Below are 21,947 nucleotides of genomic sequence, written 5' to 3'. Positions count from 1 at the left end.
GTGTGCCAGCTTTCGTCGCCAGGGGCGGTTGGTGCTGTGTCAGTGGTTGTGACGCAGTTTTGGCCAGAAGGTGTTCCACGGTTCCGTGGGGGCTGTGCACAGTTTGATCTCTGTGCCGTCTTCTTCGTTCTCCACGGGGTTGTGGTGCTGGGCGACCACCTCGCAGTCGTTGAACGGCGGTTGGGTGAACCCGACGAGGAGGACCTTGTCGGTGGTCGTGCTGGGAGGTCCCCAGTCGTAGAAGGACATGTGGCCCGAGTGGACGGGGACGCGGCTGTAGGCCTCGATGGCGCCAGCCTGGCCGTAGTTGCGGGTGATGACGACGGGCTGGTTGTTGTCGCGCCACGCTTTCTCGACGGTGGCGGCCAGTTCGGGCCAGCCGACCTGTTCGCCCTGTTCCGGGTTGACGGCGATGACCGGGCCCAGTGCGCCGGGTGGCAGAACGGGCAGGGAGCCGACGGCGGCCACGACGACGCTCAGAGCGACCAGGACACCGCCCGTCTTCTTGTTGTGCGACAGCCATTCCTGGGCTTGGCGCGCGCCCGCTGCCGTCAGCACGAGCAGCAGGGGGATCGTGTAGTAGGGCTTGCCGCCGGTGATCAGGCAGAGGGTGCACAGGACCGGGTAGGCGAGGGCGATCGAGCGGAACGCCCTGTCGCGCCACAGGTTCCGGAAGCCGATGAGCCACACCGGGACCAGCAGCGGGGAGAGCAGCAGGATCTGCATCGGGAGGAACAGGACGCGGTTCTCGGCGCCGTCGTCCTCGCTGATGCCGCGGGCCACGGTGAGCAACGGGAAGTCGTGCCGCGCCTGCCAGAGCACGACCGGGGCCGCGAGCACCGCGCACACCGCCAGACCGGCGGGGAGCCACCAGGTGCGCAGGACGTCGCGCGGGCCGGTTGCCAGCAGGGCGGTCGCGAGGGCAGCCAGGAGCAGGAGCACCAGCCACTTGTTGGCGAGGCCCACACCCGCCGTGGCGCCCAGCGCGAGCCACCACCGGGCGTCGCGCGTCTTCAGGAGCCTGATCGCGAAGTAGCCGATCAGCACCCAGATCAGCAGGTCGACGGTGGTGGTCGAGAGCATGTGGCTGACGCCCAGGACGAACGTCGACGTCGCCGAGGCGGCGGCCGCGAACGTGGTGCCGCCGCCCAGTTCCTTCGCGGTGAACGCGACCACGACGGTGATCGCGAGGGCAAGCAGGGTGGCGGTAACGCGCAAGCCGACCGGCGTCTCGCCGAGCAGTTCCGTCGTGAGACGGGCGAGGAGCGGGGTGATCGGGGGCTGGTCGACGTAGCCCCAGTCCGGGCGTTTGCCCGCCGCGACGAAGTAGAGCTCGTCGCGGTGGAAGCCGTAGCGGCCCGACAGCGCCGTCAGCACCGCCGCCTGCACGATGAGCACGATCCCCAGACCACGTCTCATGGACGCGAAGGTACCCAGGCCGTGGGTGATCAGGTGGCGGGTTTGCGGTACCAGCGCGGGGAGGTGGTGATCGGCGGGTCCAGGTGCGCGGTGACGACGATCATGGCGGGGCCGGTGGTGCCGGCCAGGGCGTCGGCCAGGCCGTCGAAGCCGTCCAGCGTCGTGGCGGGGATGCCGAAGCTCTCGGCCAGCTTGGCGAAGTCGGGGCGGGTCAGGTCCACGCCGCTGATGGTGTGGTTGGCGACCCTCTGGTCGTACCGGAGCATGCCGTAACCGCCGTCGTCGACCAGCACGATGGTGAGAGGCACGCCCTCCTGCTTGAGGGTCGCGAGGTCGCCGCACGCGAAGAGGAAGCCGCCGTCGCCCACGACCGCGATCGTGCGGCCTGCGACGGCCGCGCCGATGGCGGCGGGGAAGCCGAAGCCGAGCGTGCCCCAGCCGACGGGGTAGGCGAGGCCACGCGGTTTGGTGACGTGGTGGAAGCCGCCGATCCAGTAGCCGGGGATGCACATGTCGGCGACGATTGTGGCGTCCGTGCCCGCCAGCGCTCGCAACATCTTCGCCGCTTCGGGGGAGTCGGCTGAGACCAGGTCGCGCACTTCGGCGTTGACGGCGTCGACGTCCGCCCAGGACTGCTTGGGGGCGACCTCCGCGGTGAGCGCGGTGGTGATGGTGGCGGCGTCGCCTTCGAGCGTGACGTCCGCCGGGTAGTTCTTGCCGGCTTCGGCCTTGTCGATGTTGATGGCGAGCAGCGCGGGTGGTCTCGGCTGCAGCCAGTTCTGGGTCATCATGCCGTCGAAGTCGGTGCCGATGCCGATCACGAGGTCGGCGTCGTCCCAAAGCTTGCCCACGGGCGGTGCGTGCACTGGGCCTCGCACGACGTGAGGGCTGTCCGTCAGGCCGCGCGCGCCGTACGTCGTGATGATCGGTGCTTGCAGCGTGTCGGCCAACGCGCTGATGGCGGGTCCTGAGCCTGACCTTGCGGCACCGCCTCCTGCCCAGACCAGGGGCCGGGCCGACGCGGCGATGAGCCGGGTGGCCTCGGTGAGGTCCACCGCCGGGTGGGCCGGCTCGGACTTCGTGACCGCGTGGTGCGGGACCTCGGCCGAGAGGAAGTCCGTCGGCACGCCCAGGTACACCGGCCCGTGCGGGCTTCGGACGGCCTGGTGAACGGCGTGGTCGGTGTGAGCGGGCAGGTCCGCGGCGGACGGCACGTCGAACGCGGCCTTGGTGACGGGGACGAACATCGCCTTCTGGTCCCGCGTCTCGTGCAGGACACCGCGGTGCACGCCGGGCCGGCGGAGCGTCGACGGGATGTCCGTGGCGATCACCAGGACCGGGCTGCCGGACGACCACGCCTCGCCGGTCGCGCCCAAGGTGTTCGCCGCGCCGGGGCCGGTGGTCACGATCGCCACGCCGAGCTTGCCGGTGGCGCGGGCGTAGCCGTCCGCCGCGTAGACCGCTGTCTGCTCGTGGCGCACCCCGATCATGCGGATGCCCGGGAACCGTTGCAGCGCTTCCCAGATGGCGAGGTTGTGCACCCCCGGCAGGCCGAACACCACCTCGACGTCGTGCGCGGCCAGCACTTCCAGCAAGCTCTCGGCACCCCTGGGCATGTCGCCGACGCTAAGGCCCGCTTACGACTCGGACAACGGGCGCGCAGCAGGTCTGGTGCTCAGGGTCAGGCGGCGAACGGCTCGCGGGCGCGTTCCACCCAGCGGTCCGGTCCACCCGGGACAGTGTGAACGTTCCGGTCCGGGAAACCTGAACTGAATCGAGGGAAAGGCGAATTCGGGCTGCTGGGGAGGGCGACTCGAATTCGACGCCCTCGTTACCGCTTTTCGTCTTGCAGGGGGATTTGGTTGGGCGGGTCGGCGGGCAGTGCCGGTGGACCTGACGGCCGAACGGGACGGCTTGCGCGTGATGTTCCACCTGGTCGCGTACGTGCCGTGTGAGCTGGCGTTTCCGGCCTCCGGGCGGCTTTTGTTTCGGCGGATTCACGGCTTTGTGAATAGGCCACGAGGTGATTGACGGGTGAACTGTGTTCAGGGAGTGGTCGCTTGTGCCACGATGTGCGGCGACCGCATGACCTGGGGGTGGAGATGCTGTACTTCGGTGGGCTGTTCGGAGTGCTGATGCTGGGCCTGACGATCTTCGCTGTGGTGGACGTCATCACGACGGACGACGGTTCGGCACGCAATCTGCCGAAGATGATGTGGCTTCTCCTGGTCTTGCTGTTCCCGTTGGTGGGTTCGATCGCGTGGCTCCTCGCGGGCCGGCCGGTGGTGGGGACCGGAAGGGCGCGGTTCGGAGCGCACGAACGGGTCGCTCCCGCTTTTCCCGAGTACGACCGGCCGGGGCGGTTCGCGGCCACCGATGCTGACGACGACCAGGAGTTCCTGCGCCGCTGCCGTGAGCGCGCGGAGGAACAACGACGCAAGGGACGCGAGAACCAGTGAGGATTGTCCTGCTGTTCTTTGTTGTTCTGCTCGCCGGGTGTGGCGGAAACGCGCAACTGGCGGCACAACCCCCCACCTCCCCATCGTCCACTTCGGACAAGCTGGCGCCCGCCGACTTCCAGGCGCGCTGGTGGACCTGGGCCTCCCAGCCCGCGGGCAGCAACCCGGTGTCCGACACCTCCGGACGCTTCTGCATGCGGGACCAGCCCGTCGAGGTCTGGCTGCTCGCGGGGTCGCTGGCCGAGGAGCCGGTCGAGCGGCAGTGCCGGGTCCCCGCCGACAAGCCCTTGCTCGCGCCGGTGGTGAACCTCGCGAGCGACATCGCCTCCTGCGAGACGTTCATGAAGAGCGCGCAGGGCGAGGTGCTGGTGGACGGGTCGACGCAGACGCTCACGAAGGTGTCCGCCACGCCGTTCACCTACGAGGCGCGCGCGGGCAACCCGTACGGCGCCGCGGCCGGCCGGGTCAACTCGGTCGGGTGCGGTCTGTACGCGTGGATTCCCGCGCCGGCGTCCGGTGAGCACGAGCTGCTGATCCGCGGATCGGCGGACGGCAAGCAGGTGGACGTGAAGTACAAGCTGATCGTCGGCGCCGACTAACCGGGAAAAGGACGTGCGCCGATCCGGTACCGTTGGTGGCGGCGTCCGAGCAGACGTGAGGCTGGAGCCACTCCCCGGCGACGAGTGGCGTTCTCCGCCGCAGTGTTCAGCAACTCCTGCTCGCTGAAGCGAACCGACCACCGAGACGCGTGCACGTGCGTCCTTGTCGGCCGAGCCGGGCGGCGGAAACGAGGACTGCTGTCATGGCACGTCTGTCCACCACGGACCAGCTGGCCGATCTCCGGCGCGCCTACACCGGCGAGAACCTGTCCCAGGCGGTCCCGGCCGTGCGCGACGGGGACGAGCTGCTGCCCGACGCCGCCACCGAGGCCCAGCGTCAGCTGGAGGCCAAGCTGCTCCTCGCGGGCTGCACCGCCGCGAGCATGCTCCAGCTCATGCCTCCCGCGAGCATCGTCCGGCCCGCCCACGTGTTCCGGACCGTGGAACCGGGGGAGACCGTCCGGGTGCACCTGAGCGACAGGGCGCTGGGGCCGCTGCTGTTCGAGCTGCTGCCGCGCACCGAGGGCGGCTTCGGCATGGGCGTCGCCGGTCTCGAGCACCGGCAGTACCGGCGGTCGTCCGAGCTGACCACCGGTGACGCCGGGGTCGTGCTGGCCGGCGTCGACGAGCAGGCGTGGGCACTCGGCCTGCGCTACGTGCGCTGGATGCACGAGCACCGGGGCGTCGAGTACACCGACGGCGGCGGCAACGACGACGAGGTCGCGGAAGCGGCCACTGGGAGCGCTCTTCTGCGCCGGGTACACCTGTGGCATGACGCCAGCTGGTTGCGAGCACTCCCGATGGGCGGGGCCTGGTTCGTCGAGTGGCCCGGCGGCCCGACCGAGGACGAGATCGGGCAGAAGCTCGGTCACCCGGACTTCGGGACCACCCGTCCGGTCGCGCTGCGCCGCCTCGACCCACCTGCCGAGGACGTCGAGGAAGGACTGCGCACCTACCCGTGGCCCGAGGAGTTCGTGTCTGCCGTCACGGCTGGTGACCCTGATCAGCGGCCTGACCGCCGGTAGACTGCGCTTTCGCCCGCAGGAACGATCGTCAGGAGGACCCCGGTGACCCAGCAGGCTGCCGAGGCCCAGTCCGAAGCCACGCGCAAGGCCCCTCGCGTGCTCGTCGCCGAGGACGAGGCGCTCATCCGCCTCGACCTCGTGGAGATGCTGCGCGAAGAGGGCTACGACGTGGCGGGCGAGGCCGCAGATGGTGAAGAGGCCATCAAGCTCGCGACCGAGCTCGACCCCGACCTGGTGATCCTGGACGTCAAGATGCCCAAGGTCGACGGGATCGAGGCGGCGCAGCACATCGCGGGCAACCGGATCGCGCCGGTCGTGATCCTCACCGCGTTCAGCCAGCGCGACCTGGTGGAGCGCGCCCGTGACGCGGGTGCGATGGCCTACCTGGTCAAGCCGTTCGCCAAGCGGGACCTCGTGCCCGCGATCGAGCTGGCGATGAGCCGGTTCAACGAGCTGGCCGCGCTGGAGCAGGAGGTCGCCGGGCTCACCGAGCGCCTGGAGACCCGCAAGGTCGTCGAGCGGGCCAAGGGCATCCTCATGACCAAGCAGGGTCTGAGCGAGCCCGAGGCGTTCCGCTGGGTCCAGCGCACCGCGATGGACCGCCGCACGACGATGAAGGCGGTGGCCGAGGCCGTCATCGAGAACTTCGGCTGAGTCACCGTCTGAGCTCGAGCAGCACGGAGTCCGTCTGCCGCCCCGGATCCTCGGGGCGCAGGCGGACTTCGACGTTGTGGCTGCCCTTCAGCGAGAGCAGCAGCTCGTGGCGCCCGCCGATGCCACCGGGCATCGGCACCACCGCCGCGAGCGAGCTGTCCACGTACACCTCGAAGCCCGCCACCGGCGCCACAGAGCGCGCGTGGGCGGCGTCGAGGGTGATCGTGAGCGACGCGTCGTTCGGGCCCTTAGCGGTGACCTCAGCGGTCATGACGGGCAAAACGGGCGGCGGCTCGGCAGGAGCGTTCTCCAGCTTCACCGGTGACTCGCCGGGCACCTCCAGGTAGCTCTCCAGCACCTGGGCCTGCGACGCGCCCGGCATGCGCAGCACGAACGGCGACAGCGCGTCCGGCCCGGTGTCCCCGAGCAGTTCGGCGGGAAGGTCCCCGACCAGCGTCAACTCGCTGTCCACCGCCGCCGACCAGCCGCTCACCACCGGCCGCAACGGCACCGTGGCCGGCCCCAGCTGCGCGGCCATGCGGTTCGGGTCGCCGCCGTCGCCCAGTCGCACCGTGGTCCGCAACCGCGCGGAAGACGCCCCACTCAACGGTGCGCGCGCTATGCCGATGCCCGGCGCCTCCTCCTCGGGCTCGAGCACGCGCAACGTCCCCGCCACGACCGGTGTCTCGATCACGCCGGACGCCGGTCCAGGGCTACCCGTGATGCCCACGGCGTCGATCTCCACGCGGCCGGGATAGCTCGGCGGCGGCGTCACGCTGATCAACACGCTCGCCTCGCGCCACCTCGGCACGACCGGCAGGGTCGCGATCTGGGCGCCATCTTGCACAACGCGCACATCGTTATCTGTCAGCACCGCCTCGAATCGATGCAGAACCCCGGCGCCGCGCGTTCCGGGGAGCACGGAGTCGTCCACGACCACCCGGATCGCATCAGCAGGAGGTATGGGTCCGAGGCGGTCGGGGCTGCCGGGGACGAGGTCGAGCACCAGCCTGCCCCGCGGCCCGGCGGCGTCCGTCACCACCGCGACCCGGCCCAGTTCCCCCGACTCCTTGAGCCGGAGAGGCGACCGTGCGCGCAACACGGCGGTGTCGTTGCCGCAGGGCATGTCGAGCACAAGGCGTCCGCCGGAGCCTGAACTGGGGTTCACGCACCCCTCCCGCCCGCTCAGGTGGTAGCGGCGTGCGAGGAACGAGTCGTCGAAGTCGTCGAGCCAGCCCTCGACCTTCGCGCGCCAGCCGTCGTCACCCGGTCGTTCCTCCGCCCTGACCGGCGAAGATCGTTGACCGTGGGCGTCCACCGCGCGGACTTCGGGCCGTCCGGAGCCCGCGATCTCCGGCGCCGAGACGAGTTTCCCGAAGACCTCGTAGCCGGCCGCGCCCTCGACGGGAGTCCATTGGACCCGTCCGTCGCTGCTCCAAACGGTGGACGGCGGGTTGGGCCGGGGCGGGTGATCGGAAACCTGAACGAAATCCGCCGTGTACTTAGTTAAGCGAACGGCCCCTGAACTGGGCTTCTTCACGGCATCATCAGAGGCGCGCAGAGCCAGCACCGCCGCCACCAGAACGGCCGCGGCGCCCACCACTGCGATCACTCGACGACGGTGAGTCATACGACGAGGTTATGGCAGCCGTCCAAAGAGTGAACGAAGGTTACGGTCTGTGACATTCCCTAAGTGAAACATAACGCCGAGTTGCGTTATGGTCACGAGCCCATTGGCTTTGATGACTGCGGTCACAGTCATCGCCTAGGTTCCGGCCATCCCTCAGGAGAGGGTGATGGAGCGGTGCGCGGAGATCTCGCGTTGCCGGGAGCAGGGATATAGGAGGGACATCACGTGCGTAAGCACTCTGTGAAGTCCGCAGCGATCGTCGGTGCCTCGCTGCTTGTTCTTGCAGCCTGTGGCTCGAACAAGACCGAGGGCGGCGGCACCACCGGGGGCAGCTGCGACACGTCGAAGGGCACTCTGACCGTCGGTGTTGTCGCCCCGTTGTCCGGGAACCTGTCCGCTCTCGGCGTCGGCATCAAGCAGTCCGCCGAGCTCGCCGTGGACGAGGCGAACAAGAAGTGCACGGTTCCGGGCTTCAAGCTCGCCGTGTCCGCCCAGGACGACGAGGCCAACCCCGCCAAGGGTGCCCAGGCCGCCACGAAGCTGTCGACCGACCCGAACGTCGTCGGTGTCGTCGGCACGCTGAACTCGTCGGTCGCCCAGACCGTGCAGCCGATCCTGCGGGACAAGAAGATCCCCCAGGTGTCGCCCGCGAACACGAACCCGTCGCTGACCCGGGGCAACGACTTCCTCACGGCCCCCAAGCGCCAGTTCGACAACTACTTCCGCGTCTGCACCACCGACGACCTGCAGGGCCCGTACGCGGCCAACTACCTCGTCGAGAAGGCCGGCAAGAAGAAGATCGCCATCATCACCGACGGCAAGACCTACGGTGAGGGCCTCGCGGCGGAGCTGCAGAAGCAGGTCGCCAAGAAGGGTGGCACGATCGTCGGCTCCGAGAAGGTCGGCGAGAAGGACACCGACTTCTCCGGCGTCATCGCCAAGATCAAGGCCCTCGGCCCGGAGGCCGTCTACTACGGCGGTGAGTACCCGGTCGCCGGCCCGCTGTCCAAGCAGATGAAGGACGCCGGTCTCGACGTTCCGCTGATGGGCGGCGACGGCATCTTCGACGGCAAGTACATCGAGCTCGGCGGCAAGGAGGGCGACCTCGCCACCTCCGTCGGTGCCCCGACCGAGTCCCTGGCCACGGCCAAGGCCTTCGTCGACGCGTACAAGGCGAAGTTCGGCAAGGACGACTACGCCGCTTACGGCGCGTTCTCCTACGACGCCGCGAACGCGATCATCGGTGCGCTGGCCAAGACCCTCGAGGGTGGCGCTGCCTGGGACGACTCGAAGCGCGACGCCATGCTGACCAACGTCGGTGCCTACAGCGGCTCCGGCGCCACCGGTGAGGTCAAGTTCGACCAGTACGGCGACAGCACGAACAAGGTCCTCACGGTCTACCAGGTTGCCTCTGGCAAGTGGAAGGACGTTCAGACCGGCGAGTTCACCGGCTGATCGACTACCTAATTACTGATTGAAGCCACGGCGGGGGCGGGCGTTGTTTGCTCGCCCCCGCCGTCTACGGAGGTAGTCGTGTCAGTCCTGCTCCAACAGCTGGCCAACGGGGTCATTCAGGGTGCGTTGATCGCCCTGATCGCCCTCGGGTACACGATGGTGTACGGCATCATCCAGCTGATCAACTTCGCCCACGGCGAGGTTTTCATGGTGGCCTCGTACGGAGGCCTCGCCACGTTCACGCTTCTTCCTGACGACCTCAAGAAGTCGCCTGCCGTGGCCCTGCCGCTCATGTTCGTCGGCGGCATCCTGGTGGCGGTCGTCGTCGCCGTGATCATGGAACGGTTCGCCTACCGGCCGCTGCGCAACGCTCCACGGCTGGCACCGCTCATCACAGCGCTCGGCGTGTCCGTGTTCCTGCAGGAGGCTGTCCGCGTCTTCTACCCGAACGCGAAGTCCAACCTGCCGTACCCGAAGGTGTTCCCCGAGGGCAACCTGACGATCGGCTCGGTCAACATCTCGTGGACCGGCATCATGCTCGTCGTCCTCTCCGTGGGACTCGCCGTCATCCTGCAGACCTACATCAACCGCTCCCGCATGGGACGCGCGATGCGGGCCACCGCGCAGGACCCCGACACCGCGAAGCTCATGGGCGTGAACCCCGACCGCGTGATCGTGCTGACGTTCATCATCGGCGCGGTTCTCGCCGGCGTCGCGGGCATCATGTTCGGCGGCTACCTGAACAACATCAACATCGACATGGGCTTCCAGAACGGCATCTTCGCCTTCACGGCGGCCGTCCTGGGCGGCGTCGGCAGCATCCGCGGCGCGGTCATCGGCGCGTTCATCATCGGTCTGATCAAGACCGTGGCCGGTCAGTACATGCCGGGCGGCACCCAGTACGACTACGTGTGGATCTTCGTCGTGCTGATCCTCGTGCTCGTCTTCCGCCCGCAGGGTCTGTTCGGTGAGCCGGAAAGGGTGCGCGCATGAGCACGGTCGAAACCCCCGTCAAGCGCTCCGCGCTCGCACCTCTGGGCAAGCCGCTCGCGGCTGCCGGTGGCGTCCTCGGCATCGTCGCGGCACTGCTGCCCTGGGTCACGTTCACGCTCAACGACGGCAACTGGCCCGACAAGTCGACGCTGCAGTTCTTCGACGCGCCGTTCCTGGTCACCGGTTTCCGGTGGCACGTCCTCGTGCTGGGCGTCCTCGTCCTCGTCGCGGCCTTCGCGCCGACCCCGTCCAAGGGCCGGGTCGTCCGGGCGCTCGGCTGGGGCCTCGCGCTCGTGTCGTTCGTCAACACGGCGTACATCACGGTCAAGGGTGGCGGCCTCGGTGCCGTGACCGCCCTCGACGGCGCGGTCGCGTTCGGTGGCGTCGTCGGCCTCGTCGCCGGTGTGCTCACGATTCTCGCGGGCTACGGCATCGGCATCGAGCCGGTGGGCGAGTGGAAGGTCAAGCTCTCCACTCCTCTCGCGTACCTGGTGCTGCTGGTCTCGTTCGGTGCGGTGCTCTATGCCGTCGCCGCGATGCTGACCACCGGTGGCGTCGGTTCCGCCAACCCGTACGCGGGCGCGATCTTCCTGTCGTTCCTCGGCTTCGCGGGCGGTCTGCTCGCCGCGCTGAGCGGCATCGGGTTCGTGCGCTGGATCTCGGCCCTGTCCGAGCAGCACCGCGTGTTCTCCGTGATCGTGCTGGCCGCGTGCGCGCTGCTGCTGCCGTTCACCGAGGCGGGCAACGAGTACTGGATGACCGTCGCGGCGAACATCGGCATCTACGCCGCCACCGCGATCGGCCTCAACATCGTCGTCGGTCTCGCGGGTCTGCTCGACCTCGGGTACGTGGCGTTCATGGGCATCGGTGCCCTCGTGGCGGCGAACTTCTCCGGTGCCGCGACCGCGTACTTCGGTTTCGACCTGCCGTTCCCCGTCGCCGCCGTGATCGCCGCGGTCGTCGCCGGCATCTTCGGCGCGATCGTCGGTTCGCCGACGCTGCGGGTCCGCGGTGACTACCTCGCGATCGTGACGCTCGCGTTCGGTGAGATCTTCACCCGCTCCGCGCAGAACGACATCGGTGGCTTCACCAACGGCTCCAACGCCATCCCGGGCATCCCGGCGCTGTCGTTGTTCGGTGCCGAGTTCAACAAGTCGTTCACGATCGGCGCGGTCAAGCTGCCCGCCGGTGTCCTCTACTACGTCCTCATCGTGCTGCTCGTCGCGGCGACGATGGCGGTGTTCGCGAACCTCAAGTTCAGCCGCATCGGCCGTGCCTGGATCGCGATCCGCGAGGACGAGGACGCCGCCCGCGCGATGGGCATCCGCACCGGCAAGATGAAGATCCTCGCGTTCCTCATCGGTGCCATGCTCGCGGGCCTCGCGGGCGCGGTGTTCGCGCACAAGAACGGCACCGTGTCCTACGAGTCGTTCAAGTTCCTCGAGTCGGTCACGCTGCTCGCGGCGGTCATCCTCGGCGGCATGGGCTCGATCCCCGGCGCCGTGCTCGGTGCCGCGCTGCTGTTCGTGTTGCCCGAGAAGCTCCGCGACTTCGAGGACTACCGCCTCATGATCTTCGGCCTCGCGCTGATCCTGATCATGCGGTTCCGGCCGGTCGGCCTGATCCCCGATGCGCACAGGCGCGCTGAGATGGTCGAACGCGCCGACGAGAACGCCGAAGAGGCGCATTTGGAGGCGAAGAAGGCATGAGCACGCCGGTTTTGGAGGCGCGCGACGTCTCGATGGTCTTCGGTGGCCTCAAGGCGTTGAAGGGCGTCACCCTGACGCTCGAAGAAGGCAAGATCGTCGGCCTGATCGGCCCGAACGGCGCGGGGAAGACCACGTTCTTCAACTGCCTGACGGGTCTCTACACGCCGACCACCGGCCAGGTGTTGCTCAAGGGCAACGTCCTGCCCGGTGACCCGGCGCAGGTGACGGACGCGGGCGTGGCCCGCACGTTCCAGAACATCCGCCTGTTCCCCAGCATGACCGTGCTGGAGAACGTCATGGTGGGCCGCCACGTCCGGATGAAGCAGGGCCCGCTGGCCTCGCTGTTCCACGGCCCCGCCTACCACCGCGGTGAGAAGGCGGCGCGCGAGCGGTCGCGGGAGCTGCTCGCGTTCGTCGGCCTGAACGGCGTGGACGACGAGCTGTCGCGCAACCTGCCGTACGGCGACCAGCGCCGGCTGGAGATCGCGCGCGCGTTGGCGACGGACCCGGCGGTGCTGCTGCTGGACGAGCCCACCGCGGGTATGAACCCGCAGGAGACGGAAGCGACGCAGCAGCTGATCTTCCGCATCCGCGAGACGGGTGTCTCCGTCGTGGTCATCGAGCACGACATCAAGTTCATCTTCGGGCTGTGCGACTCGGTCTCCGTGCTCGTGCAGGGCGAACTGCTCGTCGAGGGCAGCCCCGAGGTCGTGCGGGCGGACCCGCGGGTGATCGAGGCCTACCTCGGCAAGCCCCCGGAGGAAGTCCAGCACGATGTCGAGGCCGCCGCAGCTGCTGAGGAGGAGCAGGCATGACCGCGCTGCTCGAAGTCCGCAACCTCTCCGTGTCCTACGGCGCGATCGAGGCCGTCCGCGACATCTCGTTCACGGTCGAGGCCGGCCAGATCGTGTCGCTGATCGGCTCGAACGGTGCGGGCAAGACCACGACCCTGCGCACCATCTCGGGTCTTCTGCGGCCGACGAACGGGTCGATCCGGTTCCAGGGCAAGGAGATCCACAGCGACCCGGCGCACGCCATCCTCGGTGAGGGCATCGCGCACTGCCCCGAGGGCCGCCGGCTCTTCCCGCGGATGACCGTGGAGGAGAACCTGCAGCTCGGTGCCTACGTCCGCAAGGACGACGGTGTGCAGGCGGACATCCAGCGGGTGTACGACCTCTTCCCCGTGCTGGGCGAGCGCCGCAACAACAAGGCCGGGCTCTTCTCCGGCGGCGAGCAGCAGATGCTCGCCATCGGCCGCGCGATGATGTCGAAGCCCCGTCTGCTGATGCTCGACGAGCCCTCGATGGGTCTCTCGCCGATCATGACGCAGAAGATCTTCGACACCATCAAGGAGCTCCAGTCGCTCGGCACCACCATCCTCCTGGTGGAGCAGAACGCGCTGGCGGCGCTGGCGTTGTCGGACCACGGTTACGTGATCGACCTCGGCAAGACCACTCTGGACGGTCCGGGGCACTCGCTCCTGGCCGACCAGCGGGTGCGCGACGCGTACCTGGGCGAGTCCCACTGAGGTTTGTGTCGTGGTGAGCGGGGCGGAGGACTTCCTCCGCCCCGTTTTCGTTTTCCCGTACGGGGAGCAGGCGAAGTCGAGGCACTCGCGGTCGATGGGGAAGACTCGGCTGGTCCCGCGGCGGACTGAGCGCCGATCCACCTTCCGGCTGACGGACGCGGTCCGCTGCCACTGCTCGACGGTGTCCTTGTCCGGCGCGACGGGCCGTGACGTCCTCGCATTCCCCGACGCGACAAGCATTGCGTCGGCTCGGGATCACGTTCGTCAGCCCGGAACGCACCGGTCAGCGTCGCCTGCCAACAGGCAGAACTCACCCTCGCCGGCCGTGCGCTCCTCACGTCAGACCAACGGTGGGGTCCAGCGGACGGGATCCGGCTTCGCCAGAACCACGCGGAGCAGATCGACGAGGACGTCACACGGTTCACCGTTGTCGGGTTGGAAGAAGCTCGCTCGTCATGGATTGCTTCGTCGGCAGGTTCCCGACGAGGGCGGTGCGAAGAGACTCTCCGCACCGCCGACTTGTCGTCAGGAGCGGTCGAAACTGGCGAGGATGCGCGGCAGGGCCAGCTTGGCGGCCTTGCCGTGGCCCACGTCCGCGCCGAGGTCGACGAGCGTGCTGCGGGCGTGGCGCTGCTTCAGCTGCCGGTCGCAGTACGCCGACGTCTCCAGCAGCGTGTCGCGGTCTCCCGCCGAGGAGTAGATCGTGACGGGCACCTTCGGACGCCAGTCGCAGGTGCTGTCGGCCTCGCGCAGTCGTGCCTTCAGGACTCCGGTGGGGTGCTGGAGGCGGGCGAAGTAGCTGTCGGTCAGGAGTTCCCGCATCGTCGCCGGCAGGCGCGGGAAGATGTCCTCGTTGCGGTGGTCGCCGTCGAAGAGGGCTTCGACGGACGGGTCGCGGAAGACCTCGGCCGGGTCGTCGTAGAGGTGGAAGAGGCGGTTCCAGGCCACCGTCCAGTACGCCATGTACGCGACGCCGTTGGCGATCTCGTCGTCGAGCGCCCTGTCCACCAGCAGGCTCGGCTTGAACGGGCCGCCGATCGGGGCGAGGGCGCCCACCTCCAGGCGTGCGTCGGCGCCGTTCTGCAGCGCCTCGCCCAGGGCCATGGCCGCGTGGCCGCCCTGGGAGTGACCGGTGATCATGACGCGCCGGTCGGGACGTAAGCCCTGGGTGGTCGCGTACTCGCGCGCCGCTCGCAGCGCGTCGACCGAGGCCGTGACGGTGGACCTGGCGTCCACGTACGGGTGGAAGCCGGGTCCGGTGCCGAGGCCCAGGTAGTCCGGGGCCGTGGTCAGGTAGCCGGCCGAGGCGAAGAGATAGGTGGCTGCTCTGTCGTTGCCGTCCGCTACGGACGCCACCGAGCCCCGGTAGCCCGTGGTGCCGTGCAGCCACGTGGCTTGGCGCGGAGTGCGGTCGCCGTTGCGCGGCAGGGCGATCAGCGCGCTCGCGGTCGTGGGTCTGCCGAACGCGTCGATGGTCCGGTAGGTGATGCGCTTCGCGTCCACCGCGAAGCGGACGCGCGACGCGTCCAAGGCGTGGTCCCCCAGGTATCCGACCAGCTGGTTGGTGTCCATCGTGGACACCGGGACGACGTCGAGGAGGCTGCCGCGAGCCGGGTGCGCGGACGCGGTGGCCGGGACCGAGGCCGCGACCACCGCACCGCACAGGACTGCTGCTGTCAGTCGAGTCGTGAAGGTCATGCGACCGACCATGCTCTGATGATCTTGGTCGCACACTGGGGCTTACCGCAGAACCGGGGTGTGGTTTACCCCAGTACTCAGGCGCCCGGCGGCTTGGGGCGCAGGATGCAGGTGAGGCGGGCGGTGCAGGTGCGCCTGCCCTCCTCGTCGGTGATCACGATCTCGTACGTGGCCGTGCTGCGTCCCAGGTGGATCGGGCGCGCCACGCCGGTCACGATCCCCTCGCGTGCCGCGCGGTGGTGGGTGCAGGACAGCTCGAGCCCGAGCGCGATGAGGCCGTGCTCGGAGGCGTGCATGGCGGACGCGATGGAGCCCAGCTGCTCGGCGAGCACCGCGTTCGCGCCGCCGTGCAGCAGGCCGAACGGCTGGCGGTTGCCCTTGACCGGCATGGTGCCGACCATCTCCTGGACATCCCATCGGGTGATTTCGATGCCCATCCTGACGTGCAGCTGCTCGTCGGCGAACTCGATAGGCAGGTCGGGGGTCACACGTGCTCCAAGGGCTCAAGCGAAACTGTCAGACCCCCACCCTAGACTCGGGCTCGTGACTCACTCAGACGTGAAGCGGCTCCTGCTCATCGACGGTCACTCGATGGCCTACCGAGCGTTCTACGCCCTGCCCGCCGAGAACTTCGTGACGAAGACGGGCCAGGTCACGAACGCCGTGTACGGGTTCACGTCCATGTTGATCAACATCCTGCGCGACGAGCAGCCCACGCACGTCGCCGTGGCGTTCGACGTCTCGCGCAAGACCTTCCGGTCCGAGCAGTACCCGGAGTACAAGGCCGGTCGCTCCTCCACTCCGGACGAGTTCCGCAGCCAGGTCTCCCTTATCAAGGACGTGCTCGCCACGCTGAGCATCCCGACGATGGAGAAGGAGAACTACGAGGCGGACGACATCATCGCCACCCTCACCACCCAGGCGGTGGCGCAGGGGCTCGAGGTGGAGATCGTCACCGGCGACCGCGACGCGTTCCAGCTGGTCAACGACAAGGTCACGGTGCTGTACCCGGTCAAGGGCGTCTCGGAGATGGGCCGCTTCACCCCGGCCTACGTCGAGGAGAAGCACGGTGTGCGCCCCGACCAGTACGCGGACTACGCGGCGGTGCGCGGCGACTCGTCGGACAACCTGCCGAACACCCCCGGTGTCGGCCCCAAGACGATCATCAAGCTGCTGAACCAGTTCGGCGGGCTGAACGAGCTGGTCGACCGCATCGACGAGGTGCCCGGCAAGGTCGGCGAGGCGCTGCGCGGCAACCTGGCCAACATCATCATGAACCGCCAGCTCACGGAACTGATCAAGGACGTAGAGCTGCCGTACGCGATCGACGGCCTCGAGGTGCAGCAGTGGGACCGCGACGCGGTGCACCGCCTGTTCGACGAGCTGGAGTTCCGCGTCCTGCGCGACCGCCTGTTCCAGACGCTGTCGACCGCGGAGCCCGAGGCCGAGGAGGGCTTCGAGGTCTCCGGCGGCGCGATCCCCGCGGGCACGCTCGCGAAGTGGCTCGACGAGCACGCGCGGGGCGCGCGGGTCGGTGTCGCGCTGCGCATCACCACCGACCTGGAGGGCGTCGCCCTCTGCACGGCCACCGGCGAGGGCGGGTACGTCGACGTCACCGAGCTCAACGAGGCCGACGAGCAGGCGCTCGCGGCGTGGCTCGCGGACGAGGGCGTGGCCAAGGCGGGCCACGACCTGAAGCTGCCGCTGCGCCGGGTGCGCGCCCGCGGCTGGAAGCTGCGCGGCCTGTCCTCCGACACGGCCCTGGCCGCCTACCTGGTGCGTCCCGGCCAGCGGTCGTTCGCCCTGGACGACCTGGCGCTGCGCTACCTCAAGCGCGAGCTGCGCGCGGAGGAGTCCGGCGACGGCCAGCTGTCGCTGCTCGCCGACGAGTCCGAGGAGACCCAGAAGCTCGCCACCGGCACGATCCTGCGCGCGCGTGCCGTCGCCGAGCTCGCCGACCGGCTCGACGAGGAACTGGTCACGATCGGCGGCACCGACCTGCTCGCGGACCTCGAGCTGCCGCTGATGAACGTGCTCGACGAGGTCGAGGCCGTCGGCATCGCGATCGACGTCGACCACCTGTCCGAGCTGGAGGCGCACTTCGCGGCCGGCGTGAAGCAGGCGGCGCAGGACGCGTACTCGGTGATCGGCAAGGAGATCAACCTCGGCAGCCCGAAGCAGCTGCAGGCGGTCCTCTTCGACGAGCTGAACATGCCGAAGACGAAGAAGACCAAGACCGGCTACACCACGGACGCGGACGCGCTGCAGAACCTGTTCGAGCAGACCGAGCACCCGTTCCTGCAGCACCTGCTGTCGCACCGCGACGTCACGCGGCTGAAGTCCACTGTGGACGGCCTGCTGAAGTCGGTGGCGGACGACGGCCGCATCCACACGACGTTCCACCAGACGATCGCCGCGACGGGCCGGCTGTCCTCGACGGACCCGAACCTGCAGAACATCCCGATCCGCACGGACGAGGGCCGCCGCATCCGCCAGGCGTTCGTCGTCGGCGAGGGCTACGCGGAGCTGATGACCGCGGACTACAGCCAGATCGAGATGCGGATCATGGCGACGCTCTCGGGCGACGAGGGTCTGATCGCGGCGTTCAACTCGGGCGAGGACCTGCACACCTACGTGGCGTCGCAGGCGTTCTCGATCCCGACCTCCGAGGTGACGGGGGAGATGCGCCGCCGCATCAAGGCGATGTCGTACGGCCTCGCGTACGGCCTGTCGGTGTTCGGCCTGTCGCAGCAGCTGCGCATCCCGACCGAAGAGGCGCGCGAGCAGATGGAGGCGTACTTCAACCGCTTCGGCGGAGTGCGCGACTACCTCAACGAGATCGTGAAGAAGGCGGGCAAGGACGGCTACACGGAGACGGTGCTCGGCCGCCGTCGCTACCTGCCGGACCTGACGTCGGACAACCGCCAGCGCCGCGAGATGGCCGAGCGCATGGCGTTGAACGCGCCGATCCAGGGCAGCGCCGCGGACATCATCAAGGTGGCCATGCTGGGCGTCTACCGGGCGTTGGAGTCGTCGGGCCTGCGCTCGCGGATGCTGCTGCAGGTGCACGACGAACTGGTGCTGGAGATCGCCGAGGGCGAGCGCGAGGCGGTCGAGGCGCTGGTGCGCGACCAGATGGGCAACGCCTACGAGCTGCAGGTGCCGCTGGAGGTCTCGGTGGGCGTGGGGCGTTCCTGGGACGACGCCGCTCACTAGTGCGAAACGCGGGACAGCCCGTCCGAGCCACGTGCTCGGGCGGGCTGTGTGCGTGAGCAGGGCGCGGATGTGGCGGCAGAACGGCTGATGGCGCTCTGGTTCCGCTGATGCGGGCGGTGGCCGCGTGGTAAGCCAGCGGCATGAAGATCCTCGCCGTGGTGCTGCTCCTCGTCGTCACCGCCTGCACGGCCACCGAACCGGGGACGCCCGCGAAGGCGGAGTGGCTCACCGGCGAGCTGACCTTCCGGAAGGTGGAGGGGCAGGCACCGACCTCGAAGCCGTCGTCCGGGTATCCCGTGCCGCAGCACGAGGCGGGGGACCCGGCCGTGCAGACGGCCAGGGCGACCAGGCAGAGCACCGACAAGGCCGTGCGCGAGCAGGCAATGAGCACGCTCGACTGCGGCGCGCCGGACCCGCTGGTCGGCCACGACGAGGCGGCCGCACCACTGGTTACCTGCGACGGCGGCGAGTACCGGTACGACCTCGGGCCGGTGTTCCTCGACGGCGCCCGCATCGGCAAGGCCTCGTCCGGTCCGAGCGAGTTCGGTGACGGGCACGTGGTGACGATCGAGTTCGACGCCGAGGGCGCCCGGACGTGGGCCGACTTCACCACCGCCAACGTCGGCAACCAGGTCGCGATCCTCATCAACGGACGGGTGCTGAGCGCGCCCAGCATCCAGTCGCCGATCACCGGTGGCGCCGCGCAGATCACCGGCAAGTTCACGGCGGAGGAGGCCGACCAGCTGGCGCGGCAGCTCGTTGGCCGGTGAAGGTGTTTTGAACCGAACCAGCTGAGACGACGTGTGGTGGGTGTCCGCAGTGAGGGGTGACCCGCAATGTCGTACCAGGTTGGGCTCGATCTCGGATCCGCAGGCACCACCGTCGCGACCGTCGGCGGCATCACGACCAACGGCCGTCGTCAGCGCGCCGCGGCCAGGGAGATCGCCGGCGTGCTCGACGACCTCGCGCACCGGCACGGGCAGCCGCCGAGCCGGGTCGCGATGACTCATCCGCTGTGCTGGCCACACGCGCACCTGGAACAGTTGCGGCAGGACCTTATCGAAGAAGGTCGTGCGGACGTGCTGTTCGTGCCCGCGCCACACGCGGCCGCCATCGCGTTCGACGCCGACGTGCTGATGCCCGAGCACAGCACCGTGGCGGTGTTCGACTTCGGTGCCACGGGGTGCGACATCACGGTGTTGCGCAAGCAGGGCGTGCTGTTGCTGGCCGGGCAGCCGGAACGGGTCGAGGTCGGCGGGTTCCACCTGGACGAGCTGGTGGCGGAGCACGTGATCGCGAAGATCGGCACGCACAGCCTGGAGCTCGTGCGCAGCTGCGTCGAGGCGAAGGAACTGCTCGGCAGCTATCCCGAGGTGCGGATCCCCTACGTCGCGGCGAACGGTGAGATGCGCGAGGTCCGGTTGAGCAGGCTGGAGTTCGAGTCGATCATCCGGCCCGCCGTGGAGCTGACGATCGACGCGCTGGAACGCGTCGTGGCCGGTACGTGCCTGCCGGACGCCATCCTGCTCGTCGGCGGGTCGTCACGGATTCCGCTGGTGGCCAGAGAGATCGCCGAACGGCTGTGCGTCCCCGTCCTGCGGGCACCGGACGGCGCGGCGGCGACAGGCGCCTACCTCGAAGCCAAGCAGTTGGAACCCGAACCCGTCGAACAGCCCACCGTCGACGTGCCGTTGCCACGGGCGGAAGAGCCCGAGAAGCGGATTCCGACCACACCGTTCGTCGCGGCGGGATTGCTCGTGCTCGTACTCGGAGGAGGGTGGTTCGCGCACGACGCGATGAACGAGCCTCAGGTGAAGATGGAGAACACGAGCGCACAGCTCGAACCGCCGAGCACGGCCGAGCTTCCCAGCCTCAGCGCGCCAGGGCCCTGATCTCCCGCAGAGTCCGGTCGATCTCCTCGGGGGTGTTGAGGATCGACGTGCCGACCCGCGCGTACGGGATCCGGTAGGACGCCGTGGTGATCTGGATCTGCTTGCGCGCCAACAGCTCCACGACCTCGGGGCCGGTGTGCCCGGCGACGTCGAAGCACACCATGCCCGCGGACGTCGCCGGGTCGCGCGGCGTGTGCACGACGACGCCGGGGATCTCAGCGAGGCCGTCCTTGAACCGTCCCGCCAGCTCGGCGATCCGGGCCGCCACGCGGTCACGGCCGAGGCGCTGGTGAAATCGCACTGCCGCTTGCACACCGAAGTACTGCTCGAACGCGTGGAAGCCGCCGGGCCCGAGCAACGCCGTGGTGCTGCGGTCGCTCAGACTCGGCAGCATCGGCACGATCTCGTCGCTCACCTCGGGGTTCACCCACACCATTCCGGTGCCACGCGGCCCGAACAGCCATTTGTGCGTGCCGGCGACGAACACGTCCGCGCCCATGCGCGCTGGATCGTCGTGCACCGCCGCCAGTCCGTGCACGCCGTCTACGACGAGGAGACAACGGTCTTCCCGTGCCCTGCCGCGGTTCGCCTCGGCGACAACGGAAGCGCACGCGCGCACGGGCATGCGTAGGCCCGTGCTCGACTGCACCCACGTGATGCCCACCGCGCGGGTCTGCGGCGTGATCGAGTTCCGCAGACGTGTGGCGATCTCGTCCTCGGTGGCCCTCGCGGGGTTTTCGAAGAGGGTGCCGACTCTGACCTTCGCGCCCACCCGTCCGGCGGCGAGCCGGGCGGCCTGCTGGTGCCAGGCGTGGTCCTGGTCGTTGAGCAGCACCTCCTGGTCGCCCCGCAGCTTCAGGCCGCCGTAGACGATCGAGAGGCCCATGGTCGTGTTGGGCACGAACGCGATGTCGTCCGCCGCCCCGCCGACGTACTCGCCCAGGGCGACGGCGACCTCCTGGGCCTGCTCGGGCATCAGGTCGTGCGAGTTGGCGTCCAGCCTGCGCTTGAACTCCTCGACCGCGTCCCGCACCTCGCGCGGGTTCGACGCCAGGTAGAAGAGGCCGAGGTTGGTGAGCGCCGGATCCAGCCGGAACTCGCCGCGCACGGCGCCCCAGTCCACTCCGCGCGTGGCCGACGACGCCGTCGGTGCGACGGCGAGCAGTCCTGCCCCGACGAGGAAGTCACGACGTTCCATGCCGTCCATTGGACAGCTTCTCCGGTGCGAACGGCAGTCCCGTGTTCAGCGCCTTGGCCCCCACGGCGCACAGCTCGCCGAGCATGCTCACGCCGATGGAGAGCTGCGTCGGCGCGTGGTGGTCGAACAGCATCGCGAACCCGACACTCATGCCGATCGACGTCACCCACACGAGCAAGGTCCACGGCGTGTACCGCTGCCACAAGTGGCCGTCGCGGTCGAACAGCCTGATCGTCAGGCCGCGGACGGCGCCGAACGCGAACCCGGCGGCCAGTGGCACCAGGTAGGCGAGGTGGAACTCATCCACTGCCCAGACCCCGAAGAACAACAGGAACGCGGGCGGCGCCAGCAGGTCGCGGGCGTTCAGCGGTTCGCCCCGGAACCGGCGCACGAGCACGTACAGCACACCGGCCGCGATCAGCAGATACGTCATGACATCCCCCTAAGTAGCATGACCCTGCTACTTAAACTA

19 protein-coding genes are annotated in these 21,947 nt (G+C 68.9%); 12 read left to right on the top strand and 7 right to left on the bottom strand.

Translation table 11 applies throughout. The annotated features are described in order from the left end of the window. Nucleotides 1–39 precede the first annotated feature (39 nt). Nucleotides 40–1,419: a glycosyltransferase family 39 protein gene (locus tag ABZX02_RS32270; RefSeq protein WP_355303833.1), complete on the bottom strand. Its 1,380-nt coding sequence runs from the start codon at nucleotides 1,417–1,419 to the stop codon at nucleotides 40–42. A gap of 29 nt (nucleotides 1,420–1,448) precedes the next feature. Next, complete coding sequence (locus ABZX02_RS32265; protein WP_355303831.1) at nucleotides 1,449–3,035, bottom strand: thiamine pyrophosphate-binding protein; 1,587 nt, start codon at nucleotides 3,033–3,035, stop codon at nucleotides 1,449–1,451. Between the two features lie 486 nt (nucleotides 3,036–3,521). On the opposite strand from ABZX02_RS32265, the gene ABZX02_RS32260 reads away from it, so the two are divergent. From ABZX02_RS32260 to ABZX02_RS32245, 4 genes are all read left to right on the top strand, one after another. Beyond that, nucleotides 3,522–3,878: a PLDc N-terminal domain-containing protein gene (locus ABZX02_RS32260; RefSeq protein ID WP_355303829.1), complete on the top strand. Its 357-nt coding sequence runs from the start codon at nucleotides 3,522–3,524 to the stop codon at nucleotides 3,876–3,878. Further along, nucleotides 3,875–4,477: a hypothetical protein gene (locus ABZX02_RS32255; protein ID WP_355303827.1), complete on the top strand. Its 603-nt coding sequence runs from the start codon at nucleotides 3,875–3,877 to the stop codon at nucleotides 4,475–4,477. The genes ABZX02_RS32260 and ABZX02_RS32255 overlap by 4 nt, the downstream gene beginning before the upstream one ends. Before the next feature lie 203 nt (nucleotides 4,478–4,680). Next, nucleotides 4,681–5,502 (top strand): hypothetical protein, encoded by an 822-nt coding sequence (locus ABZX02_RS32250; RefSeq protein WP_355303825.1) that lies wholly within the window; start codon nucleotides 4,681–4,683, stop codon nucleotides 5,500–5,502. Nucleotides 5,503–5,544: 42 nt separating this feature from the next. Beyond that, on the top strand, nucleotides 5,545–6,156 hold the full coding sequence (locus ABZX02_RS32245; protein WP_355303823.1) for a response regulator: 612 nt from the start codon (nucleotides 5,545–5,547) through the stop codon (nucleotides 6,154–6,156). Nucleotide 6,157: 1 nt separating this feature from the next. On the opposite strand, the gene ABZX02_RS32240 is transcribed toward ABZX02_RS32245, so the two are convergent. Next, complete coding sequence (locus ABZX02_RS32240) at nucleotides 6,158–7,768, bottom strand: hypothetical protein (RefSeq protein ID WP_355303821.1); 1,611 nt, start codon at nucleotides 7,766–7,768, stop codon at nucleotides 6,158–6,160. Between the two features lie 243 nt (nucleotides 7,769–8,011). Here ABZX02_RS32240 and ABZX02_RS32235 point away from each other — a divergent pair, with 243 nt between their 5' ends. The 5 genes from ABZX02_RS32235 to ABZX02_RS32215 all read left to right on the top strand — a co-directional run bounded on the left by ABZX02_RS32235 (nucleotide 8,012) and on the right by ABZX02_RS32215 (nucleotide 13,471). Next, nucleotides 8,012–9,241: a branched-chain amino acid ABC transporter substrate-binding protein gene (locus ABZX02_RS32235; protein WP_355303819.1), complete on the top strand. Its 1,230-nt coding sequence runs from the start codon at nucleotides 8,012–8,014 to the stop codon at nucleotides 9,239–9,241. 78 nt (nucleotides 9,242–9,319) lie between these two features. Continuing rightward, on the top strand, nucleotides 9,320–10,234 hold the full coding sequence (locus ABZX02_RS32230; RefSeq protein ID WP_355303817.1) for a branched-chain amino acid ABC transporter permease: 915 nt from the start codon (nucleotides 9,320–9,322) through the stop codon (nucleotides 10,232–10,234). Further along, nucleotides 10,231–11,943: a hypothetical protein gene (locus ABZX02_RS32225; RefSeq protein WP_355303816.1), complete on the top strand. Its 1,713-nt coding sequence runs from the start codon at nucleotides 10,231–10,233 to the stop codon at nucleotides 11,941–11,943. The genes ABZX02_RS32230 and ABZX02_RS32225 overlap by 4 nt, the downstream gene beginning before the upstream one ends. Then, nucleotides 11,940–12,758: an ABC transporter ATP-binding protein gene (locus ABZX02_RS32220; RefSeq protein ID WP_355303814.1), complete on the top strand. Its 819-nt coding sequence runs from the start codon at nucleotides 11,940–11,942 to the stop codon at nucleotides 12,756–12,758. Before ABZX02_RS32225 ends, ABZX02_RS32220 begins: the two co-directional genes overlap by 4 nt. Then, nucleotides 12,755–13,471, top strand: coding sequence for an ABC transporter ATP-binding protein (locus tag ABZX02_RS32215; RefSeq protein ID WP_355303812.1), 717 nt, complete (start codon nucleotides 12,755–12,757; stop codon nucleotides 13,469–13,471). Before ABZX02_RS32220 ends, ABZX02_RS32215 begins: the two co-directional genes overlap by 4 nt. A gap of 525 nt (nucleotides 13,472–13,996) precedes the next feature. On the opposite strand, the gene ABZX02_RS32210 is transcribed toward ABZX02_RS32215, so the two are convergent. Both ABZX02_RS32210 and ABZX02_RS32205 read right to left on the bottom strand, forming a co-directional pair. Beyond that, nucleotides 13,997–15,169 carry a lipase family protein gene (locus ABZX02_RS32210; protein WP_355303810.1) on the bottom strand — a complete coding sequence of 391 codons (1,173 nt, stop codon included), beginning with the start codon at nucleotides 15,167–15,169 and terminating at the stop codon, nucleotides 13,997–13,999. Between the two features lie 77 nt (nucleotides 15,170–15,246). Further along, a complete protein-coding gene (locus ABZX02_RS32205; protein WP_355303972.1) occupies nucleotides 15,247–15,606 on the bottom strand; it encodes a hotdog fold thioesterase in 360 nt (119 codons plus the stop codon). Between the two features lie 106 nt (nucleotides 15,607–15,712). On the opposite strand from ABZX02_RS32205, the gene polA reads away from it, so the two are divergent. The 3 genes from polA (at nucleotide 15,713) to ABZX02_RS32190 (ending at nucleotide 20,277) form a co-directional block, all read left to right on the top strand. Continuing rightward, a complete protein-coding gene (polA, locus tag ABZX02_RS32200) occupies nucleotides 15,713–18,385 on the top strand; it encodes a DNA polymerase I (RefSeq protein ID WP_355303808.1) in 2,673 nt (890 codons plus the stop codon). A 140-nt stretch (nucleotides 18,386–18,525) separates the two neighbouring features. Further along, nucleotides 18,526–19,155: a precorrin-3B C(17)-methyltransferase gene (locus tag ABZX02_RS32195; protein ID WP_355303806.1), complete on the top strand. Its 630-nt coding sequence runs from the start codon at nucleotides 18,526–18,528 to the stop codon at nucleotides 19,153–19,155. Between the two features lie 66 nt (nucleotides 19,156–19,221). Next, nucleotides 19,222–20,277 (top strand): Hsp70 family protein, encoded by a 1,056-nt coding sequence (locus tag ABZX02_RS32190; RefSeq protein WP_355303804.1) that lies wholly within the window; start codon nucleotides 19,222–19,224, stop codon nucleotides 20,275–20,277. Here ABZX02_RS32190 and ABZX02_RS32185 read toward each other — a convergent pair. Further along, nucleotides 20,258–21,475, bottom strand: coding sequence for an aminotransferase class V-fold PLP-dependent enzyme (locus tag ABZX02_RS32185; protein WP_355303802.1), 1,218 nt, complete (start codon nucleotides 21,473–21,475; stop codon nucleotides 20,258–20,260). The genes ABZX02_RS32190 and ABZX02_RS32185 overlap by 20 nt on opposite strands. Further along, the gene (locus ABZX02_RS32180) at nucleotides 21,462–21,908 is read right to left on the bottom strand and encodes a DUF1453 domain-containing protein (protein ID WP_355303800.1); all 447 of its coding nucleotides are present in this window, start codon (nucleotides 21,906–21,908) and stop codon (nucleotides 21,462–21,464) included. Before ABZX02_RS32180 ends, ABZX02_RS32185 begins: the two co-directional genes overlap by 14 nt. Nucleotides 21,909–21,947 lie beyond the last annotated feature (39 nt).

The organism is Lentzea sp. NPDC003310, assembly GCF_040610935.1.
Lineage (GTDB): Bacteria > Actinomycetota > Actinomycetes > Mycobacteriales > Pseudonocardiaceae > Lentzea.
This window is presented reverse-complemented; position numbering and strand designations above follow the sequence as displayed.

What these genes read in the sequence shown, in the direction of transcription:
- ABZX02_RS32195 (WP_355303806.1), top strand. Translation starts at nt 18,526, where the DNA reads ATGAAGATCCTCGCCGTGGTGCTGCTCCTCGTCGTCACCGCCTGCACG.
- ABZX02_RS32190 (WP_355303804.1), top strand. Translation starts at nt 19,222, where the DNA reads ATGTCGTACCAGGTTGGGCTCGATCTCGGATCCGCAGGCACCACCGTC.
- ABZX02_RS32270 (WP_355303833.1), bottom strand. Translation starts at nt 1,419, where the DNA reads ATGAGACGTGGTCTGGGGATCGTGCTCATCGTGCAGGCGGCGGTGCTG.
- ABZX02_RS32215 (WP_355303812.1), top strand. Translation starts at nt 12,755, where the DNA reads ATGACCGCGCTGCTCGAAGTCCGCAACCTCTCCGTGTCCTACGGCGCG.
- ABZX02_RS32205 (WP_355303972.1), bottom strand. Translation starts at nt 15,606, where the DNA reads ATGGGCATCGAAATCACCCGATGGGATGTCCAGGAGATGGTCGGCACC.
- ABZX02_RS32180 (WP_355303800.1), bottom strand. Translation starts at nt 21,908, where the DNA reads ATGACGTATCTGCTGATCGCGGCCGGTGTGCTGTACGTGCTCGTGCGC.
- ABZX02_RS32250 (WP_355303825.1), top strand. Translation starts at nt 4,681, where the DNA reads ATGGCACGTCTGTCCACCACGGACCAGCTGGCCGATCTCCGGCGCGCC.
- ABZX02_RS32260 (WP_355303829.1), top strand. Translation starts at nt 3,522, where the DNA reads ATGCTGTACTTCGGTGGGCTGTTCGGAGTGCTGATGCTGGGCCTGACG.
- ABZX02_RS32210 (WP_355303810.1), bottom strand. Translation starts at nt 15,169, where the DNA reads ATGACCTTCACGACTCGACTGACAGCAGCAGTCCTGTGCGGTGCGGTG.
- ABZX02_RS32265 (WP_355303831.1), bottom strand. Translation starts at nt 3,035, where the DNA reads ATGCCCAGGGGTGCCGAGAGCTTGCTGGAAGTGCTGGCCGCGCACGAC.
- ABZX02_RS32220 (WP_355303814.1), top strand. Translation starts at nt 11,940, where the DNA reads ATGAGCACGCCGGTTTTGGAGGCGCGCGACGTCTCGATGGTCTTCGGT.
- ABZX02_RS32185 (WP_355303802.1), bottom strand. Translation starts at nt 21,475, where the DNA reads ATGGAACGTCGTGACTTCCTCGTCGGGGCAGGACTGCTCGCCGTCGCA.
- ABZX02_RS32225 (WP_355303816.1), top strand. Translation starts at nt 10,231, where the DNA reads ATGAGCACGGTCGAAACCCCCGTCAAGCGCTCCGCGCTCGCACCTCTG.